Here is a 19,995-nt window from a genome sequence, read left to right as displayed (position 1 = left end):
AAGACGGAATATTTGGCGATATCCCTTCAATCTCCGTGAATTAGAAAGTCCCCTACCTTCCAATATAAAGGAGATATATTGAAGTTCTATTAAGTGACAATTAACAAAATATTAACTCTAATTTTTTTCTGTAAAAGGCCTTTTTATTCCATCTGTTAGCGTGTGTCCACTTTAGGTCCATTTTTACGCGTAAAAACAAAAACAGCAAACAAGTGGCTCGCTGTTTTTGTTTTTCTTCAATATGAAGGATCAACGGCCTCGCTCTCCTACCTACCTAAGTTCGGTAATCCCCGCCTCTTCCTGGTGTTACTAAATGGCCGCAAAAAAAGCAGTAAACCCGACCTATGATGCGGGCCGGGTAAGAAATAAAGTTGTTTTAAATCATTGAATTAACGTTCTTCGTAAGCGTAATTTTCTAAAAAGTACGGTCAATAAAGCATCGACACCAAATACTGTATTTGAATGACCCAGTTCTCGCATTTTCCTTAATTCAATGACCTCAAAGTCACGGAATATTAATCTTAATTTTTCTTCTGTAAATCCTAATCCACCCTTTAAGCTACACTCCCTATAAACATCCCAATCAGACATTGCCGGTTACAGCAACCTTGAAAGTGCAATCAAAATATCCGCTTTATCCGGAGCGATTTTGTTTCCTCTAATGACGGACAGTTCATAGGTATAAGCGTTGAACTCTTTATCCTTTTGCTCATCGGCTTGATTCTCGGCATTATCGATTTTTGCGAGAAGCGAGTTTATCACGCCGTTCAAGCCGGTCGCGTCGCTTTCCGTAACGAAACGACGAGTCAGTTCACGCAAATCGTTAAACGAGAGAGTGACAGTATAGGTACCAGTCGAACTTGCTTGGTTCCCGGCAAGATCTGTCGCTTTTACCGTAACCGTATGCGTACCGACTCCTAGCCTATACGCTGGGACCCCATCTACCTGCGTATTCGTACACGGATTGGCTAAAAGACCCGATAAGGCGTCAGTCGCTGTACAGAAAAGATAAACCGCCTCGGTTACCGAGTAGGTGGCTTCGCCGATCCACCGAATGACTGGGGCTGTTTTGTCAATGTTGCTTACCGTATAGCTGGTTATGTTCGACATGATGCCTAAAGAATCAATTCCTCTTGCAAAGACGGTACTATTTTCCGCTACGCGAACAGGTGCGGTGTAAGCAGCCCAGATGCCATTTTCACCTATTTTATATTCTTTTGTGACTGCTTTATCCGAATAATTGATTGTTACAATGACATCGGTGTTGGTCGGCAATGTCATATTTGCAGAAAAGGTGGCATCCGCCGGTGCAGGAAGCTTCACGAATCGTACTGCATTAGCACGTGCGTATCCGTAATTGTTGGCAGGAGGAGAAGTCATGCGCGTCAATTTGACATATCCTTCTGTCCCCTCAGCGAAATAGTGGATTCCCAAATCCACCCATCTCATTTCTCCGACGGTTTGATTCACATATGTCGTAGTCAATCCGTCGGCACTGTATACATCCACTTTTGCGTTCGGATCGCTATTTGTGAAGACCATTGTAAAGAATGAAACCTGGTACCAACCTGAGTATAAATTGGGCCGCCATGTTGCGCTGGCTACTCCCGATACCGAGTATCTCGTCGGAGATATACCGTCAGCTCCGGTAATATTGCTATCCGTCCACTCCCCTGTTTCAGAGTATCCCGGACCTCCGTTCATGAGTACCACATTGTCGGAACGTTCAGGCTCCGCCCCTTCTCCTGTCTCTTCAGGTTTAGCCGTCGGTTCGGGCAAGCCTATGAGCAGATCACGATAGGCAGGCTGCAATCCGGCATTATCCGCAAGATTCGTTGGAAATTCGGCATCATCGGGCTTCAAACCGAAATAGTTATTTGATATAATGTTAGTCACATTATTTACACCATGATAATCTTTTGGAACATTGTAAGTCATATTTTCTTTTACAGTTATATAGGAAGAACCCTCATCCAAGTATATACCGCTATATACATGAATTTGATCGTGGATCAAGTTTCGTTCAATTGTCGTTCCGGGCTGCTTGCCCAATGTGTAAATCCCTCCACCGTCCCTTAATTTATACATGTAATGATGAATGTGGTTTCCTGCGATCTTATTATTCTTCATGGTATTCGATTGGGTTTGCGCAGCCCAGCCCCAACCGACCGAAATAGCCGAATAGGGCAAATCGTATAATTCATTGTTTAAAATATTCAGTTCCTCTACATAGAGTCCAAAAATCCCGGTGCTTCCCCAGTACTCGGCAGCTACATTGTATATGACGTTGTTGCTAATCGTATTCCGGCGCGTTACCTGCCGAACGTCAAGCGGGTAAGCGTCCTGCAAGTCGCCAACAATAACCGCCGCCGCAGATATATCCGTAAAGATGTTACCAGTAATATTTACATCGGAAGTTCCGTACTCAAGGACGATTCCAGCCGCTCCCATATGTTCAACTCGGTTTCTTTCGAAGCTGATATGGTTAGCTGCGTGAATCAAAATATTTCCAGACACTTTCTCTCCTTGATTCTTGCTGCCAAATTGATTAACTCCTCCTGCAATAATATCCCCTTGTATCGTAGAGATGCCTTTCTCGCTTGGGCGCATCCATGTACCGTAACGGAACGTAATTCCATTGAACTTCAAATACTCGACAGGTTGCTCAAGCGTACCTTGGATATCGATTAATTTCTCGATTTGAGGGGCGATGATCTCGGATGAGATAGGTTCTTTCCCAGGCAGAGGCCAATAATAAAGTTCCTGAGCAACAGGATCCAAGTACCATTCTCCCGGCTTATCCAACAGCTCTCTGGCGTTCTCGATTTGAAATCCGTAAAGATTCGGTCCATGAGCCGTATATCCCGATGTCAGCATCCAGTTGAAATAAGGCTGCTTCATAATAATTTCATTTGTCCCCGGCTGAGGACCAGGCAATATTCGATCAACCTCTGCTCTGCTATGCCGCCACCCTTTATACCAAGAAAGTTCGATCTGATTGGCATTTTGCCAATTGCCGATCACCTGATCGCTTACTATGAATCCAGATTTATCGGCATTGAAGCTGATTGCGCTATATAATTCATCGGATTTGGCTCGATCTGCCCGCTTTCCGTTTACATACAGCTGACGAAAAGACATATTACCTACAGAAGCCTTCCACACATCGCTTCCGTTCACTTGCGTCCATCCGGTAATGCGTGTGCCGCCACTGATTACCGGTTGTTCGCCGTCTTTATTCCTGTAAGCGATATTGTAGCCGTTGGTTCCAGAATCTTGTGCTGTAAACCGCAGAGAATCGCTTAGTTGATAAATTCCGCCGCTCAAATAAACGGTTATATCTCCATCCATATTGCTATTTATCGTCCGAATGAAACTCTGTGCCTTGCCAATGGTGGCAAATGGGGCCTCGGCTGTGCCGGGATTATGGTCATTTCCATCGGGTGATACAAAGTACTCTTTGATCGGATTGCTTGCAATCGCTGTAGTAAATGTCCATGAGGTCGTTCCGTCAAGCAACATGCCTTCCGTGTCGACTAAGTCGTGCGATAGCTCTAATGTATAGGAAGCACCAAACTCCAACGAAGCCAGAGGTGAAACCTCCACTGCCCTGCCTGTTTCCAGCACTTTAATCTGAATGGGAACAAGACTTTGATTCGAATGTTTTCGCAGCAAGATCCGTTCCGTTGTAAGCAATTCAGTTGTCATGTTTTTGGAAAATCCGACGGTAAAAGACGTATTTATGTTTACTTCATTGCTTAAGACAGGAGCTCTTATTTGTGCTGTCGGCGAACTGAACACTTGTTCAAACTTCACAGCGTCTGCGCGCGCAAAGGAGCCGCTCTTCGGAGTGATATGAACATTTCCTCCATTCCCTTCAGCAAAGGTAAAAAGCCCCAAATCAACCCAGCCCGGATTACCTGTCGTATAATCTAAAAATGTCGTACTCGTGCCGAATGCATGGTTTACATCTATTCGGGAACCATTATCACTGTTAGCGCTTACAAGCTTATATATAGAAACGCGGTATGTCCCGGCCTCCAGACTGGGAGTCCATTGGGCACTGGCTCCATTACTGATTCCATATCGGGTCGATGTGTTGTTATACCCTTTTACCGTTGTGCTCTCCTGCCAAGAACCGCTTTCCGAATAACCTGGATCACCATCATCAATAATGACAGTCTGCGGCGGTTTCCTTTCCGTAGTGAAATGCCACTCTTTTATTCCATCAATCGGATTCCCTGAAAGATCAGTAACATAAGAACTTATAACAACCGAGTATGATTTGGAATACATTAATGGGGAAACAGGCATGAGCTGAAAGTTGTTATTATGAAACTGATAAACACAATCCACAACTGTTCCGGAATCCGTCTCCTGAAGCTGAATGCTGCTGGCATTCATTGAAGCAGGTTCCATATTTTCGCTGAAAGATAGCTGGATGATGCCGCCTATTTGCGCACTTTCAAGATCTACGGGTTGTATAAGCTGAGCTGTCGGCGGGATCGTATCCATAGGCAGATCGCCAAGCCTTTCAAACTTTACCGCATCCGTACGTGCAAAGTTGCCATCAAGCGCTCCGCTTTGCCAGGTATATAAGACATTCCCCGCGTTTCCATCCTCGAAAGGGAAAGTACCCAATTCCACCCACCCTGATGAACCCGTTCGGTGATTGAGGTATTGTGTATTCGTCCCTCCGGAATAATTGACGTCGATCTTCGCATTCGTTGCGCTGGTCGAATGAACAATTTTGTAAATGGAAACCCGATATAAACCAGCCTGCAAGTGGGGGCTCCAACTTGCCGTGGCAGGTGTATTGGAATATCCATAACGGGTGTATGAATTGTTGTACCCCTTTAACCCTGTTGAAGCAGCCCAATTTCCTTGTTCGGAATACTCGGGATCTTCATTATCGATAACGATCGTCGAAGAGTTTGGATATTGTGCGCCTCTAGCTTGCTGGATAGAGACAGTACCTACTAAATACAGCATCAAGAGAGAAAACAAGATGATTTTTCGTAAGGATAGCCTCGTATTTGCAAGTTCCCTCATAAATTTACTACCACCTTTACCGTAATAAGGATGAATAACTTATGCAGCTGGCCGATTGCCAACGGATAAAATCCAATGGCAACCGGGACCAAGCCAATCTGACGTTAGCGGGAATCATTAGCGCCGTTACTTCAAAATCCCTTGATCCTTCAAATTTTTCTCGATGTACTTCTGATACTGCGGGTATGCGTACTTCGTATCGAGTGTTTTCAAGAAATTATCCCAGTTGTTCAGCGAATCTTTGCCGGCGATAAACTTGAGTAGCGATTCGTTTATGAATTTCTTCCGGTCCTCCCACATCGCATCGGACGGGTCCGGGGTAACGAACGTTTCGACGCCGAGCGGCTTGACGTATTGCTGGTTGAGCTTCTGGAACTCCGCCGTCTTCTCGTTCGTGTAATTGAAATATAGCGCATCGTTCGCCCTGCGGTTATTCGCATAGTTGTTCATCCATCTATACTTGTCTTGAAGCTCCTTATTCGCTTTGTTCTCTTGGTTGATTTTCACCTTGCCGTCCGCCATGTCCCAGTTGACGCCCTTGATGCCATAGGCAAAGTACGGGTATGCTTCCTTGTCGGTAAACCAGTATTGCAGCATCGTCATGATGCGCTTGACCTTCTCAGAGTCCTTCGCCGCTTTGGTAGAAATGGACCACAAGTTGTTTTGTGGATTCGTAGTAGTGGAATACTGGTCGCCGTGCGGTCCTTTCATCGGTGGGATCAGCACCCAATCCGGCACCTCGCCTAGCACGTCTTTCATCTTTTTCTGATTGCTCAGCTCCATCGAGCGCCAGTCCTGCACCATGATTCCGACCTTGCCGGAGTAAAACTTGTTTTCGATGCCAGCGTTATCCGTGATCGTCATCCAATCCGGATCGATGACCTTCGCTTCCTGCATCTTGTTCATGAAACCTATCGCTTCCTTCATACGCGCATCGGTCGTCGCATATACAAGCTTGCCGTCCTTAACGCTGATGCCGCCCGGATGGACGCCATACATGAGCATGAGCGGGTCGATGCCGAGGCCGCCCAGCTCGCCCGATTTTTGCACGCCCATTACATAGCCGTACGTGTCGTTCTTGCCGTTTCCATCCGGGTCATTGTTCGTAAACGCCTTCATGACCTCAAGCAGCTCATCCGGCGTCGTCGGCGTCTTCAAATTGAGTTTTTTGAGCCAGTCGCCCCTGACCCAAATGCCCCGGATGCCTTGAACAAGCTCGTAGCCCGGCGTTCCCAGCACCTTGCCTTTGTATGTCAGCGCATCCCATACGTCGTTTGAATAATTGCTTTTAAGCGCGGGATAATCTTTCAAAACGCCGTCGATATCCGCGATGATGCCTTGGTCATAATATTGGACGGCCATCGCGCGATCCGTCATGTAGATCAGATCGGGCACGTCGCCGGATGCGACCATCGTATTCAGCTTTTGCTTCGCCTGATCGTTCGGCACGAACGTGATCTGCAGGTCGATATTCGCCGATTTGTCCAGCATTTGATGAAGCGGGTCCTCTTCTTTGTTAAGGGGGAGCGGGTTAGCCGGCGAGAACCCGCCGGAGTGGAACATCGTCACCGTGATTTTCTTGTCAAAAGCTTGTGCCGCGCCGCCTTGTCCCGTTGCGGATGGGGACGGCGAATCGCCGCTCTCCGCACCGTTGTCACCGCATGCCGCCAGCACCGTCGCCGCTGTTGTAACTGTTACTATAACGGACAGCCACTTGGATATCCCTTTCATGTCGACCTCTCCTTTTATATCGCCTGGAATGGAAATGTATGTCATCCGCTGAACGTCCGGACGTTCAGCGGGATAAACCGATTTTACCCTTTTACGGCGCCAATGAGTACTCCCTTGGTGAAATGCTTCTGGATGAACGGATAGACAAGCAAAATGGGTACGGTCGAGACGATGACTGCGGCCATTTGGATGGCCAGCGAGCTAACGGAAGCGTCGTTGCTCTGCTCCTGCACCTCCTGCATTTGCGATTGCAACAAAATCGTGCGCAGCACAACCTGAAGCGGCCATAATCTCCGGTCATTCAAATACAGCACCCCGTCGAAATAGCTGTTCCAATGGCCTACCGCATAAAATAGGCTGATCGTCACTATCGAGGGCATGGAAAGCGGAAGCACGATCCTCCAAAGCGTCGTCAGCTCGCCGGCGCCGTCTACGGTCGCGGACTCCATAAGCTCGGAGGGCAGCTGCTCGAAAAAACCTTTTATTATAATGAGATTGAACGCGCTGACCAGACTCGGGACGATGAGCGCCCAGAACGAATTCATGAGACCGAGCGACTTGACGACAAGATACGTCGGAATCGTGCCGCCGCTGAACAGAATCGTGAATACGATCATAAGCAGGAGTCCGCTTCGCCCAGGCAGCATTTTGCGGGAAAGCGCGTATGCGGCCAGTGTGGTGGCGATCATGCTGAGTGACGTGCCGATGACCGTGCGGAGTATGGTAATCGTATACGCCTGCCGGATGCCGAACGTATTCGACAGAACCGTTTTGTAGGCGCCCCATGCGAACTGGTCCGGTATGAGAACGATGCCCTTGCGGACGACCTCCGCCTCGGATGTGACGGATACCATGGATACGTAGAAGAAAGGGAACAAAGTAATAAGCGAAATCGCGATCAGAAGGACATAAATGATCCCTTGCATGCTTCGGTCGAGCGGTGTGAGGTGATTCATGGTTCGTTCTCCTTCTACCAAATTTGCCCGTCGAATCGTTTGGCCAGCTGATTGGACAAGACGACGAGCACCGTGGCGATAACCGATTTGAAGACGCCTACCGCAGCGGCTAGTCCGATCTGCATCCGTTCGATGCCTTGGCGGTATACCCAGGTATCGATAATGTCGGCTTTTTCCTGATTAAACGAGTTGGTGAAAATGAAAATTTGATCGAAGCCCGCATCGAGGATGCTTCCCATTCGCAAAATCAGTAAAATGATGATGACGTTACGAATTCCCGGCAGCGTAATGTGCCACAGCTGGCGCCATTTGCCTGCCCCGTCGATGCGGGACGCTTCGTATAGACTCGGGTCGATGCCAGTGAGTGCGGCCATGTACAGAATGGCCCCCCAGCCGACCTCCTTCCAAATGTCGGAGGCGACGATCATGAACCTCGCCCAGTCGGGATCCGTCAGGAACGAGACCGATTCCATGCCACCCTGCTTCAGCAGCGCGTTGACCAGCCCGCTCCCCGGAGCGAACAAAGCGACCATCAAGCCGTAGGCGATGACCCATGAAATGAAATGGGGCAAATACGTGATCGTTTGCACCGTTCTTTTGAGCCAGTTAATCTGGACTTCATTAAGCATGAGAGCGAGAACGATCGGAGCACTGAAGCCGAACGCCAGCTTATAGAAGGAAATCAGGATCGTATTAAGCAAAATATCCTTGAAATACACGCCGTTAATAAACGTCTTAAAATTATCCAGACCGACCCACGGGCTCTCGAAAAAGCCTAGTGTCAAGTTGTATTGCTTGAATGCCACAATAATGCCGGCCATCGGCACGTATTTGAAGACGATAAAATAAATCAGCTCAGGCACGAGAAGCAAATACAGCACTTTATACTTCCAAATCCGCTTCCACAACGTCCGCCGGATCACCTTCCGGTACGTTTGCTCCATTCCGCTTGCCATTGCTTGCATCTGCGACGCACCTCCTTGTCTTTGTCTCTAGCCCTCATTATAAAGCGGGACGCTTCGCCGCAATTCCAAAATCGTAAGCGTTTTTTCCAAAATCGTAAGAATGCCGAAGTTCGTAAAATTTTGGAATCGGCTGCGTAAAATCCGGGAATCGGCCCGCTTGGCGCATGGTATAATGAGAGCAGCGAACCCGTGGAGGACATGCCTATGCGATATCGATATAACAGCCTGACGTTCAAATTGTTTATCATTTGCCTCGTTTTCGTCTTCGGCACCGTTTTCGTTTTATTCCAGATGTCCCACCGGATGATCGGGCGAGAAATCCGTTCATACAACGATTTCTATATCGAGCAGATGCAATCGAAGGTCGACCAATATATCAGCCTCAGCTCCGCTTCGCTCGATACGATTTTGTACGCGCTCGAATCCGCATACACGAACGAGGTAACGAACCCCGACGATATGCTGCCGGTACTTCGCAAGCTGTATGACTTGAACGCCGGTCTTGTCTCCAACGTGTATATGATAAACGGCGATGCTTCCATGGTCGGAGGAGGGCCGCGCAGCGTTCTGTTCAATGAGCCGTACGAACAGCGGCGCACGGTCCTTGCGGAAGCACTGGCGAACAAAACGTCGGTATACGTCAGTCCCCCGTACCGCTCGAAGCAGCAGGACTGGACTGTGACGATGGCCAAGTATATCGCCGGCTCCAGCCCGCAGAAGGTTGCCGCGCTCGATATCGATCTCGGGGAGATGGAACGGTCTCTCCTCACGATCAACCGCAGCGACCTGCTCGGTATCGCCATCGTCGATCCGGAGGGGACACTTGTGGCCGGCAACCTGACCAATATCGCCGAGCTCGACCCGAATACCCGCACCTTTACGTTCGGGGAGACCGGATCCGGGCAATTGCTCAGCCAGAGCGCCATCAGCGGGGTGCTCCATACCGGGTCGCCCGAGAAAAACTGGTATTACCGTAAATTTCCCGGCTCGCGCTTCAACTGGACGATCATGACGTTCTATACGGACAGTTTGCTACAGCAATCGCTCAAACGAACTGAAACCTACAATCTCGCCATGCTTGGCGTCGGTCTGGTGCTCAGCGCGTTGATCGCGGCTTTCATTACACGCTACATCCGCAAGCCGCTCGCTGTTCTGATCAGCAATATGCGACTGGTCAAACAAGGGTTTCTCGATATTCCCGTGGTGCTCGACCGCAAGGACGAATTCGGCGAGCTTTCACAGGCGTTCGACTCGATGCTGCGGCAAATCGCAGAGTTGCTCGAGCAGGTGAAGCACAGCCACGAACTGCAGCGCGAGCTGGAAATCCAAGTGCTGCAGTCGCAAATCAATCCGCATTTTTTGTACAACACGCTGGGCGCCATCAGCAATGCGGTCAGCCTCGGTTATCTGGACAAGGTCGACCCGATCATCCGCTCGCTCATCCGGATTCTTGAGTACGGCGTTGCGAACGATTCGCGCTTCGTGCCGCTGTCCGAGGAGCTGGCGAACGTCCGTGAATATTTGTTCATCCAGAATGCCCGTTACAAATCGCAGTACGGGCTGATCGAAACGATCGAGCCGGGACTTGAACGCATTACGGTCTTTCGTCTGCTCTTGCAGCCAATCGTGGAAAACAGCTTGTTTCATGGTTACAGCGGCGGAAGGACTCCCGGGGATATCGCCATTCGCGCATATCGAGCCAATGGAACCGTCGTGATCGAGACGGCGGATAGCGGAACCGGCATGACGGAGGAACAGGCGGTTCGGCTACTCCAGCCAGCGGAAGCAGCCGAAGGTGCCGAGGATTCGCGCAAACGAATCGGCCTGCTCAATATCCATCAGCGCATTCAGCTGTACTATGGAGAAGCGTACGGACTTGCGATTGAGAGCCGTGTCGGATTCGGAACGCGCGTTATCGCGCTTTTTCCGGATACGACGTCTTCGTAAGAGGCGCATTTCCGCTATGAAGTTTCACCACAAGAACGGCATGGGAAGATCTCGCTATGATAAGATACCTCTGGAGGTGAAGGGAAATGAAAATCCGCTGCATCGTCGTAGACGACGAAGAAATGATTCTCGAGCGATTGGAGCAATTTTTCTCCAGGCATGAATCGGAATTCGAGCTTGTCGGTAAAGCGTATTCCGGCGCGGAGGGCGCCAAACTTGCAGCGGCAGCCAAGCCGGATATCGTCCTGACGGACATCGTCATGCCGGGCATGAACGGGATCGAAATGATCGAACAGCTTCGTCTTGAGCTGCCGCACACGGATTTCGTCATTCTTAGCGCATATACCGATTTCGCTTACGCCAAGCAAGCGATGCGCATGAACGTGCAGGAATATGTAGTCAAAGTACCGCTTTCGGAAGAGGAGCTGCTCGCGGCGCTGCGCCGGACGGAGGAAAGGCTTAAGCAGCAGAGTTCCCAGCAAAGGGAGTTGCAAAAACTGGTCAGACACCGGCTGGAAAACGTGTACCGCATTCGCAGACAACTGATGGGAGAATTGCTGCGTGGAGACCTGTCCCCGCAGCAGCTCGCGGGGCTTGCCGAGAGCATGAACGTAGATGCGAAGGTTGCCGAACGCTATTGCTGCTTGGTGATGGAATGGGTCGACTACTCTATGTTCATGAGAAACTTTTTAGTGCACGATCAAAGAACGATCCGTTATGCGATGCTGAACGTCGCGGAAGAAACGATTCGCGAGCAATGCATCGGCTTCGCTTGCGAATATTCCAACGAGCGGCTGCTTGCCGTCGTCTCGTGGCCGAACATGAACAGCGCCGCCGAGCTGCTAGCCAGGAGCTTGGAGCTGGGCCAGCGGCTAATCGCGAATATGCGAAGCTACCTGAAGCAAGACATCCATGTCGCGGTCAGCGAGCGGTACGGCGGCTGGGAAACGCTCCGGCTCGCGTTTCACGAAGCGTCCTCTCTTTGCCTGCATGGCTACTATGCTGCTGGCAGCGAGATTTTTACCCGGCAAACCGTCCTGCCCGTCAAAAAAGATGCTGAAGAAACGATGGCAAGCGAGCTTGACCGGCTCTTCGTGAAGCTATTGGAGGAACGGCCCGTCGCGGAGCTGATGACGGCGGCCGAACGGCTGAAGGGAACGGCCCGGCAGCTTCGTTTGCCGTCGATAAAACTTAGAGCGTTGCTTACGGAATTTATCGTCAAAGCCGGGCGTGAAGCGGCTGCGCGCCATAAACAGCTGGGCACTTTGCCCGATATCGGCAAGCCGGAGCAGGACAAATCGGGATTTGACGCTCACTGGCAAATGCTTGCGGACGCGATCCGCATCTATCTGGATAAACCGCCCGAATCGGGTAAGCAGGAAATCGTGAGAGCGAAGCATTATATCGAGACGCATTTGCCGGAGCGTTTGACTTTGGACGACGTCGCTTCCTTCATCGGACTCGCACCGACCTATTTCAGCGCGCTGTTCAAAAAGGAGAACGGCGAATCGTTCGTCGACTACGTCAACCGGCGCAAAGTCGAGAAAGCCGCAGCACTCCTGAAGGAACGGGAATATTCGAACAATCAGCTCTGCATGCTGGTCGGTATCCAGAGCGAAAAATATTTGTGCAAGCTGTTCAAGGACATGTACGGCATACCGCCGCAAAAATTCCGCAAAAGCATCCGGTGAAGCGGCGGCTATCCGCCGTTCACCATATGCAAACAAGCAAGCGACTAGTCCCGTGCGACCTCCCCGACCTGACACGGCGTAAAACGTAGCAGCTGGGCCGCGTGGCGCAGATGGATTTTGTTCAGCGTACCGATGATCGACTCGCCCACCTGCTCCTTGAACATTTGCGCAAGCCGCGACATGTTGCCCATGTCTCTCTATGTATCGCCGAATGAGGCTGGGGGATCCTGGCACCTTGGTGACAGCCTCGCTCGGATTATAATATCATCATCAATAAAATATTATATTTATAATTGTCAGAATATTGTGAATTAAAAGAAAACATGTTATGATAGGTACATCAAAAGAAACGGAGGTAATCACGATGCCACCTTAGCTAAGATCAACCATCAACGTAAACCGAAGGGAGAAGGATTCCAATGGGGCAGCGTAAGGCGAAGCGTGAAGAACGCGGGTACATATCGAAATAACGAGGAAGGAGTTTACAATTGAATACGTCAGAACGATAGGGATCTCACCGGAAGCGGCGGGATCCCTATTTGCGTCAAAAAAAATGAAGACCCGCAGCAGCTTCATACGATGTGCTAGGGGTCTTGTTTATGCTTCTATTCTTCAACCATTTCTCTTTGATACGCGATATATAGAAAGATCAGCAGTAGAAACAGAATGCCGCAAATGACATATAAGACAAGCGCATTGCGCAAAAATAAACTCAAGCTTACCGATAACGAGGCGCAAATGAATAGACCAAGGGCAAGCCTCGTGCTCGCCGTTAATCGCAGTAAGCTTTTGGTAGCCGGCTGCACAAAGGTGAAGCCGATTCTCATTCTTCTCAGTATTAGGAAGAAGGTCAGCTGCAATGCCGTTTTTAATAAGAGAACCGCCAGTATTGAATTTTCCTGCTTCCATACTTGTATCGCTTCATGGAAATGAAAATTGCTTAAGAGCATGGCCGAAACCGGTTCGAACAATCCGCTCACGACATAGCCGAATTGACTGACAAGCAGCGAATGCTGCCAATTGAACCTGAAAATCATCAGCAGGCATAAAAACAATAAAAAAGGCTGCACGATCCCCGTAACGATAAACCATTTGTTGAGTTGAATGACCACCGACACTACGGAAAGCAATATGATGGATATGGTTACTTCCCTTTTGTAGCGAAGCATTGGAATTCGAAAAAGCGCAAAGGCAATGGCCATAATATTAAACCACATGGCAAGTACAAATAAAACAATGATTGATGGAGACATAGGATGCCCTACCCCGAATCTACAGGAATGTGTACCCCTCAAAGGTATTGCACTTTTCGACAATTTCCAACACATATCTTGCTGGATTTTGCATTAAGACAGCGTTAACCACGCTCTCTTATTTTGCCAGTGCACGTCTACCGGCATTTCAAAGAAATCCGATAGCGTTTCCTTCTGCAAGACCTCTTGACTGGGACCATGGGCAAATACCTCGCCTCGACGAATGAGCATGGTTCGATTCAGGACCGGCACAATTTCTTCAATATGATGCGTTACATATAGGATCGTCGGTGCGTCAGACTGATTCGCCAGCTGCTGTACGCTGGATAGAAGTGCCTCCCGGGAAATAAAATCAAGCCCATTGGTCGCTTCATCCAGAATGAGCAGCTTAGGCGAAGCCATCAGCGCTCTCGCTATTAATAGCTTTTGCTTTTCCCCTTGGGAGCAGGACTGATATGTTCGATCCGCCAAGTGGCTGCACCCCAGCTGTGCCATTAACGATAAAGCTTTGTCCATTTCTTCTTCTGAGGTTTTCTCATAGAGACCGATGGAGGCGTGTTTGCCGCTGATCACGATATTTTGCGTTTTGTCATTGGTGTACAGCTTCTCTTGCAAGGACGAGCTGACCCAGCCGATCTGCTTGCGCATCTCTCTCAAATCTACCGTCCCGTACAGCTCCCCGAGCACGGAAACCTGCCCTTGCGTGGGCCATAAATATCCGTTGATCATGTTCAAAATGGTCGTCTTTCCCGAGCCGTTCAACCCGAGTACCGCCCAATGCTCTCCCTTATTTACAGTCCAGTTGATGTTTCCAAGGATCTCCTTCTGCTCCCTCCGGTAGGAAACCTGCTCAAGGCGAATGACTTCTTTCATGTCGCTTATCCTTTCTTTATTGATTTTCTTTGAATTTTTTGTACTGCCTATTGGCCTTCGATGCGAAATAAGCATAGATCCCGATTAAGGCCGGAAAGAACAGCCAGAAGAAGCCGCGAAAGAAGGCAAAAGGAGTTTCAAAGAGAAACGCTCTCCAGAAGTCGGAGCCGTTCATTTCCCAAAGTCCCGGGGTCAAATAAAGTGATTGTGGATCCAGGATTGCTTCCGGATGGATAGTGTCATTGGTAATGAACACCACCATGATGGGAGTAAACGTCCAAGCCAACGCAGCCCACATCTCCGACTGCCTCTTATACCTGCCCGCTTTGGAGTCTACGTCGGAGAAGATCTCTTCACTACCTTGCTTGTCTATCTTCCTAAAGTATTGATAGCCCGAGCTCTTCGTTCCCGAGAGATGTTCCCAGCCACTGTCTTCAAACAAAGCAAGGTAATCCTCGAAGTCTTCTCTTCTTTTGAAGGTACGGTAATCGACTTTGATGGTCGTATTCTCCGGCTCACTAGGTTTGAACTCGTAACCGAACGCCGTCTTACGTGTAAAGCGGCAGCCCTGCCTCGCCATCTCCCTCAGCCAGCGTTCTTCCTCGTCGAAGTTACTAAAGAATTTGTATTTCTTCATTCCTTATTCCTCCTCCGTATGGGTCAGACGTTCTTTCGTCACGTCCATCATGTGCTTCATCCGCTCGAAGTCAAGGCGCAAAATTTCCAATCCCTTGTCGGTAATGGCGTACACCTTGCGGCGGCTATCCTCGCTGGCCACGGGTTGAATGAGCTTCAGCTTCACAAGATTCTCCACTGCGCCGTACAGGGTACCTGCAGCCATGCGGACCTGCCCTCCACTGAGCTCCTCTACCTTCTGCATAATGAGATAACCATGTGCGGGCTCAACCAGAGCGAGCAGAATGTAATACACGGTTTCGGTCAAAGGCAAATGTTTATCTCTTCCCATAGTCTCCTCCAGGCTTATAGCATTTTGAATCACGATATTATAAAGAAGTACTATATAGTTTCACTATATACAGTTAAACTGAATAATGCAACTATCTTTTGGAACGGTTTTGTAACAGCTGCTTATTTTGCAAAAAAAAGCCGCCGGATGTGATCCGGCAGCCTATCTCTTTTCCTACACCTATATTCCGATTTTGAATATTCCATTCAATTCCCACATCCGCTTGCTTAGAGTAAAGTGGCTATAGCTCAGGTACCTCGTCCTTGTTCCCCGTAGAAAAGACTTGGATAGGTCCATCCCACCCTTCCTCTCTCCGTTCCTGAAACCGGTTATGGGTATACTCTCCAATCGTCTTTCTCCAGAATCGCTGTGCCGGCTCGTTCGTTTCCACCTGTGCAACCTTCCAGAGCCCGCTGAAGCGAGTAAACAATTCCATGCTAACGTGCCGGCCTACCCCGGATCTTCTGTATTTCTTCATCACGAAAAACTCGGCCATAGAATAGATTGTCTCCTTCTGCTCAGTGCTGCCCAGCTCCCGCACCAAGGCAAATCCGGCCAGCCTTCCGTTTACCTTGATGAAAAAGGGATGCCTCCCCGCCTCCGTCCAATAATGGTCCAGATACTTGTACTCGTATAAACCGTACTCATTCACGTCATCCGGTTCAAACTCACTAAAGTCATATTTATAGAGCTCCAATAGATTCCTAAGAATCGACTTTTGTTCATACTCTACCTGATGTATCGTAATCATGGGTACCTACCTGCTTTCACTCGCATTAATTTCGCCGTAGATGACAGCTCATTTACTTCCGAGTTTACGTCCGTCCGCCCCATTTGACAATAAGATCGTTTGATTATAATGAAATTTACCCTGGATGCAAAAAGGCAGCCTGACCTAAATAACGTCAGCTGCCTTACCTAATCTACACTTCGGCTTCAAACCGCAGCGGCATGCTTTTATAACCGTGAACGATGAAGCCTTCTGCCGGCGGCAGCGGTTCATCGTTCTCTCGGGCAAGCCGGCGCAGACGGCTCAGCACGGCCGAGAGGGCGATCTTGGCTTCCAGCCTGGCTAGCGGCGCACCGAGACAGAAGTGGACTCCGTGCCCGAAGGCAATATGCGGATTCGGATTACGATGAATATCGAAGCGCTGCGCATCGACGAATTTGTCTTCGTCCCGGTTCGCCGAACCGATGAAGGCAATCACGCGTTTTCCCGCAGGGATCCTCTGCCCCCCAAGCTCCGTCTCCTGTGTTGTCGTACGGAACATGGCCTGAACGGGCGACCGGTACCGAAGCACCTCTTCGATCGCGGAAGGAAGCAGGTCCGGGGCATCCATCAATTCCTGATAGGCTTCAGGATGCTCCAGCAGCGTTAATACGGCATTGCCGATCAGGTTGGTTGTCGTTTCATTTCCCGCCACAAGCAGCAAGATACAGAAGCCCAGGATATCCTGCTCGCTTAAGTGGATATTCTCTTCTTCGGCATGGATCAGTGCACTGATCAAATCTCCGTCCAGCGGCTCCGACTTACGGCGTTGAATAATATTCCGAAAGTAAGCGCTCATCTCCATATATGCCGTGCCGGAGCCTTGCGCTCCTCCTCCGATGACGACATCGGCGGAAGCGACGACCCGATCCGACCATCGCTTGAACTGTTCCCGGTCCTCCGCGGGAATTCCAAGAAGCTCGGCAATCACGATAACCGGAAGCGGGTAGGCAAAATCCTGAATCAGATCCATTCGCCCGGCGGAGGCGACTTGATCCAGCAGTTCGTTTGCGATCCGCTCGATGCGCGGCTCAAGAGCGGCTACTGCCTTTGGAGTGAACGCCTTGCTGACCAGTGAGCGAAGCTGCGTATGCCGCGGCGGGTCCGTTGTGATCAGGCTGAATCCGCCGCCTTGGCCTGAGGAGAAGCGGGCATGATCGGAGAGAACGGTTTTGACCTGATCATAACCGAAGGCCCCCCACAACCCCACAGCTTCCAGAAAGATGACGGATTGGTTGGAGCTTCGGACCATTTGATACAACGGATAAGGGTTTCGTAACACATCTGGTGATAATAGCGGGTTCAAGAGTATCCTCCCAATTACGACATATCCCTTAGTATGTGTGAGGAAGGATTTGGATATGCGGAACGGGACGTTACTTCAGCAGCCCGACTTCTCTGGCTTGTGCTTCCGTCAGGATAAATTCCTCATTCGGCCAAATTTCATCCTCCTCGCGGCGGCCGAACATGCTCATGATTTCCGCCCAGATCCCTTTCTCCATCGCTTCATTGGCCGTAATCATTACTTTCATCTGCTTCACTCCTTAACGATTATTTGAGGCTTGCTTCAATCAACCTCATCTTATTGTCCCAGCACTTTTGACTCAGATCGACCGGGTACTCTTCCGGATTGCTGTTTCTTTTGTATTCATCCCATAACAGCTCCAAATTTCGCTTGGCAAAAGCCTGAATCTCGTCTAGTGCGGGCAGCGTGTACACAAGCTTGCCTTCCACAAAGATATCGTGATGCAGATCGCGGGCCTCAAAGTTCGTAACGAATTTGCTGATGTAGGTATGAACGGGATGGAACATTTTGAGCCGGGCCTCATCTTGCGGATTCTCATCCTGAAGCGCAATATAATCGCCTTCAGCCTTTTGGTTCTCCCTGTTAATGATGCGGTATACCTTCTTCAGTCCGGGAGTTGTTACCTTTTCCGGATTGCCGGAAATTTTGATCGTATCCCGTCCGTCGATCTGCACCATCTTGTAAACTCCGCCAAGGGCAGGCATATCGTAGGCGGTGATCAGCTTAGTGCCTATCCCCCATGCATCGATCGAGGCTCCCTGCATTTTCAAATGGGTGATCGTATTGCTGTCCAGATCGTTGCTTGCATAAATTTTGGCTTGAGGGAAGCAGGCCGCATCAAGAAGCTTCCGGGCCTCCTTGGACAGGTATGCCAGGTCCCCGCTATCCAAACGGATGCCGTCAAACAAGGGGCCGAGCTCCAGCTCCCGTGCTACGCGAATGGCCGCGGGCACACCGGATTTTAACGTATCGAACGTATCCACCAGGAATACGCATTGGCGGCCCACTTCCTTCATCCGCTTCGCGTACATAAGCATCGCTTCATAATCGCTTTGCTTCGACTGCACCATGGCGTGCGCGTGAGTTCCCGCAATACGGGCGCCGAACAGCTTGCCGGCCCGCACGTTGGAGGTAGCGTCAAACCCGCCGATGATGGCCGCCCTCGCTCCCCACAGAGCCGCATCCATTTCGTGAGCGCGACGAGTCCCGAACTCGAGCAGCGGATCCTCCCCGGCGGCCTGCCGAATGCGTGCGGCCTTGGTTGCGATCAGCGTCTGATGATTGATGATGTTCAAAAGCGCGGTCTCGATCAGCTGTGCTTCCGCAAGCGGCGCCTCGACCCGAAGGATAGGCTCGTTGGCAAAAACGAGCTCCCCTTCCTTCATTCCGCGAAGGGTCCCCGTAAAGCGCACGCCGGCTAAGTAGGAAAGGAAAGCAGGATCATAGCCTTGCTCTTCGAGGTAAGCTAAGTCACTCTCGCTGAACCGGAAAGCTTGAATGTATTCGATTGCGCGCTGTAAGCCTGCAAATACGGCAAAGCCGTTCCCGAAGGGAATTTTGCGGAAATATAGCTCAAATACGGCCGGCGTCTCCTGCATTCCTTCGTTCCAGTACACCTCTGCCATATTAATCTGATATAAATCCGTGTGAAGTGCATAACCGTCGTCTTGGTACATTTGCTCCGTCCTCCTTCTTTCCCGTCACACTTCCGTTGACTTCACAAGTTGAATGCGGTATTTCCGTTCCAGCTCGGCAAAGCCGGCGGTCATCTGCTCCTCGAAGCCGGCAATCGGACTCATGCAGTCGGTCAGTACGGTAATCCGTTTCGTCAACTCAAGGTCGGCTAAGCCTTCGCATATTTGTCTTACTGATGTAAGCACACAGTGTGAGGCGGCCTCTCCGGCGATGATCGTCCGGTCATAAAGGGCAATCTCATCCAACAGCTCCCGGTGGGTGAGCCCGTGCGGATTGTGCTCGGGATGGACGATTCCGTACATTTCGCTGACCCGGTCCAACCCCTTGGTCAGTACATACGGGTTCGTTTGCGTGGCCAGGGCATGCTCCGTCACCGCTTGCTGAATGGTTCCTTCCAGCGCCGCGCCGGCGCTCCCCTGAAGGCAGTGGTACGTCCAGATCATGACGGCTCCGAGATGATGAAGGCAAGCCATAGACTGTTCCCTATCGTAAATAGGCATCCACAGGCCTTCCTGCACCTCCTCCTTAGTAATCAAGGTGAAGGGAGCAGGATGCTCCCCGGAGCCATTCCGCCACCAGCAAGGAAAGAAGATCGAGATGGGCTGATGCGTATCCAGCGAATAGCCGATTCTGGTTATCGTATGTCGGTGCTTAGCAATAAATGCGGCCAGCCGAGCCATATCCGCCCTGGCGCCTGTAACCGGAAGCGCCCCGCCTTCCATAAAATCCTCCTGGCAATCGATGAGCAAAGTAAACACTCGGGGATCCGTCATGGTAACCCTCCTTTAGG

General features: G+C 50.2%; 17 protein-coding genes. 2 read left to right on the top strand and 15 right to left on the bottom strand.

Annotation, left to right across the window (positions count from 1 at the left end; all coding sequences use genetic code 11):
- Nucleotides 1-381 precede the first annotated feature (381 nt).
- From QMO62_RS24550 to QMO62_RS24530, 5 genes are all read right to left on the bottom strand, one after another.
- The gene (locus tag QMO62_RS24550; RefSeq protein ID WP_348651724.1) at nt 382-591 is read right to left on the bottom strand and encodes a hypothetical protein; all 210 of its coding nucleotides are present in this window, start codon (nt 589-591) and stop codon (nt 382-384) included.
- A gap of 6 nt (nt 592-597) precedes the next feature.
- Nucleotides 598-5,052, bottom strand: coding sequence for a golvesin C-terminal-like domain-containing protein (locus tag QMO62_RS24545; RefSeq protein ID WP_284645135.1), 4,455 nt, complete (start codon nt 5,050-5,052; stop codon nt 598-600).
- Nucleotides 5,053-5,178: 126 nt separating this feature from the next.
- The gene (locus QMO62_RS24540) at nt 5,179-6,783 is read right to left on the bottom strand and encodes an extracellular solute-binding protein (protein ID WP_284645134.1); all 1,605 of its coding nucleotides are present in this window, start codon (nt 6,781-6,783) and stop codon (nt 5,179-5,181) included.
- An 83-nt stretch (nt 6,784-6,866) separates the two neighbouring features.
- Nucleotides 6,867-7,739 carry a carbohydrate ABC transporter permease gene (locus tag QMO62_RS24535; protein ID WP_284645133.1) on the bottom strand — a complete coding sequence of 291 codons (873 nt, stop codon included), beginning with the start codon at nt 7,737-7,739 and terminating at the stop codon, nt 6,867-6,869.
- A 14-nt stretch (nt 7,740-7,753) separates the two neighbouring features.
- Nucleotides 7,754-8,704 (bottom strand): ABC transporter permease, encoded by a 951-nt coding sequence (locus QMO62_RS24530; protein ID WP_284645132.1) that lies wholly within the window; start codon nt 8,702-8,704, stop codon nt 7,754-7,756.
- Between the two features lie 204 nt (nt 8,705-8,908).
- Here QMO62_RS24530 and QMO62_RS24525 point away from each other — a divergent pair, with 204 nt between their 5' ends.
- Both QMO62_RS24525 and QMO62_RS24520 read left to right on the top strand, forming a co-directional pair.
- Complete coding sequence (locus tag QMO62_RS24525; protein ID WP_284645131.1) at nt 8,909-10,651, top strand: cache domain-containing sensor histidine kinase; 1,743 nt, start codon at nt 8,909-8,911, stop codon at nt 10,649-10,651.
- A gap of 86 nt (nt 10,652-10,737) precedes the next feature.
- Nucleotides 10,738-12,342: a response regulator gene (locus tag QMO62_RS24520; protein WP_284645130.1), complete on the top strand. Its 1,605-nt coding sequence runs from the start codon at nt 10,738-10,740 to the stop codon at nt 12,340-12,342.
- 44 nt (nt 12,343-12,386) lie between these two features.
- Here QMO62_RS24520 and QMO62_RS24515 read toward each other — a convergent pair whose 3' ends face one another.
- The 10 genes from QMO62_RS24515 to QMO62_RS24470 form a co-directional block, all read right to left on the bottom strand.
- The gene (locus tag QMO62_RS24515) at nt 12,387-12,533 is read right to left on the bottom strand and encodes a helix-turn-helix transcriptional regulator (protein WP_284645129.1); all 147 of its coding nucleotides are present in this window, start codon (nt 12,531-12,533) and stop codon (nt 12,387-12,389) included.
- A 414-nt stretch (nt 12,534-12,947) separates the two neighbouring features.
- Nucleotides 12,948-13,595: a hypothetical protein gene (locus QMO62_RS24510; protein ID WP_284645128.1), complete on the bottom strand. Its 648-nt coding sequence runs from the start codon at nt 13,593-13,595 to the stop codon at nt 12,948-12,950.
- Nucleotides 13,596-13,688: 93 nt separating this feature from the next.
- On the bottom strand, nt 13,689-14,468 hold the full coding sequence (locus tag QMO62_RS24505) for an ABC transporter ATP-binding protein (protein ID WP_284645127.1): 780 nt from the start codon (nt 14,466-14,468) through the stop codon (nt 13,689-13,691).
- 16 nt (nt 14,469-14,484) lie between these two features.
- Nucleotides 14,485-15,105 (bottom strand): DUF2812 domain-containing protein, encoded by a 621-nt coding sequence (locus QMO62_RS24500; RefSeq protein ID WP_284645126.1) that lies wholly within the window; start codon nt 15,103-15,105, stop codon nt 14,485-14,487.
- Between the two features lie 3 nt (nt 15,106-15,108).
- A complete protein-coding gene (locus QMO62_RS24495; RefSeq protein WP_284645125.1) occupies nt 15,109-15,435 on the bottom strand; it encodes a PadR family transcriptional regulator in 327 nt (108 codons plus the stop codon).
- A 241-nt stretch (nt 15,436-15,676) separates the two neighbouring features.
- Nucleotides 15,677-16,186 (bottom strand): GNAT family N-acetyltransferase, encoded by a 510-nt coding sequence (locus QMO62_RS24490; protein WP_284645124.1) that lies wholly within the window; start codon nt 16,184-16,186, stop codon nt 15,677-15,679.
- Between the two features lie 172 nt (nt 16,187-16,358).
- Complete coding sequence (locus QMO62_RS24485) at nt 16,359-17,486, bottom strand: cytochrome P450 (RefSeq protein WP_284645123.1); 1,128 nt, start codon at nt 17,484-17,486, stop codon at nt 16,359-16,361.
- Nucleotides 17,487-17,580: 94 nt separating this feature from the next.
- Entirely contained in the window at nt 17,581-17,736 is a 156-nt protein-coding gene (locus QMO62_RS24480; RefSeq protein ID WP_284645122.1) for a hypothetical protein, read from the bottom strand.
- Nucleotides 17,737-17,755: 19 nt separating this feature from the next.
- Nucleotides 17,756-19,186, bottom strand: a complete 1,431-nt coding sequence (locus QMO62_RS24475) for a nicotinate phosphoribosyltransferase (protein WP_284645121.1) — start codon at nt 19,184-19,186, stop codon at nt 17,756-17,758.
- A 24-nt stretch (nt 19,187-19,210) separates the two neighbouring features.
- Complete coding sequence (locus QMO62_RS24470) at nt 19,211-19,978, bottom strand: cysteine hydrolase family protein (RefSeq protein WP_284645120.1); 768 nt, start codon at nt 19,976-19,978, stop codon at nt 19,211-19,213.
- Nucleotides 19,979-19,995: the final 17 nt, after the last annotated feature.

It is taken from the genome of Paenibacillus silviterrae (genome assembly GCF_030167925.1).
Taxonomy (GTDB): Bacteria; Bacillota; Bacilli; order Paenibacillales; family NBRC-103111; genus Paenibacillus_G; species Paenibacillus_G silviterrae.
Note: the sequence above shows the minus strand (reverse complement) of the source record. Positions and strands in the feature narration are given on the sequence as shown.

Coding starts and splice junctions, on each gene's coding strand:
- QMO62_RS24550 (WP_348651724.1), bottom strand. CDS start 591: ATGTCTGATTGGGATGTTTATAGGGAGTGTAGCTTAAAGGGTGGATTA.
- QMO62_RS24545 (WP_284645135.1), bottom strand. CDS start 5,052: ATGAGGGAACTTGCAAATACGAGGCTATCCTTACGAAAAATCATCTTG.
- QMO62_RS24540 (WP_284645134.1), bottom strand. CDS start 6,783: ATGAAAGGGATATCCAAGTGGCTGTCCGTTATAGTAACAGTTACAACA.
- QMO62_RS24535 (WP_284645133.1), bottom strand. CDS start 7,739: ATGAATCACCTCACACCGCTCGACCGAAGCATGCAAGGGATCATTTAT.
- QMO62_RS24530 (WP_284645132.1), bottom strand. CDS start 8,704: ATGCAAGCAATGGCAAGCGGAATGGAGCAAACGTACCGGAAGGTGATC.
- QMO62_RS24525 (WP_284645131.1), top strand. CDS start 8,909: ATGCGATATCGATATAACAGCCTGACGTTCAAATTGTTTATCATTTGC.
- QMO62_RS24520 (WP_284645130.1), top strand. CDS start 10,738: ATGAAAATCCGCTGCATCGTCGTAGACGACGAAGAAATGATTCTCGAG.
- QMO62_RS24515 (WP_284645129.1), bottom strand. CDS start 12,533: ATGGGCAACATGTCGCGGCTTGCGCAAATGTTCAAGGAGCAGGTGGGC.
- QMO62_RS24510 (WP_284645128.1), bottom strand. CDS start 13,595: ATGTCTCCATCAATCATTGTTTTATTTGTACTTGCCATGTGGTTTAAT.
- QMO62_RS24505 (WP_284645127.1), bottom strand. CDS start 14,468: ATGAAAGAAGTCATTCGCCTTGAGCAGGTTTCCTACCGGAGGGAGCAG.
- QMO62_RS24500 (WP_284645126.1), bottom strand. CDS start 15,105: ATGAAGAAATACAAATTCTTTAGTAACTTCGACGAGGAAGAACGCTGG.
- QMO62_RS24495 (WP_284645125.1), bottom strand. CDS start 15,435: ATGGGAAGAGATAAACATTTGCCTTTGACCGAAACCGTGTATTACATT.
- QMO62_RS24490 (WP_284645124.1), bottom strand. CDS start 16,186: ATGATTACGATACATCAGGTAGAGTATGAACAAAAGTCGATTCTTAGG.
- QMO62_RS24480 (WP_284645122.1), bottom strand. CDS start 17,736: ATGAAAGTAATGATTACGGCCAATGAAGCGATGGAGAAAGGGATCTGG.
- QMO62_RS24475 (WP_284645121.1), bottom strand. CDS start 19,186: ATGTACCAAGACGACGGTTATGCACTTCACACGGATTTATATCAGATT.
- QMO62_RS24470 (WP_284645120.1), bottom strand. CDS start 19,978: ATGACGGATCCCCGAGTGTTTACTTTGCTCATCGATTGCCAGGAGGAT.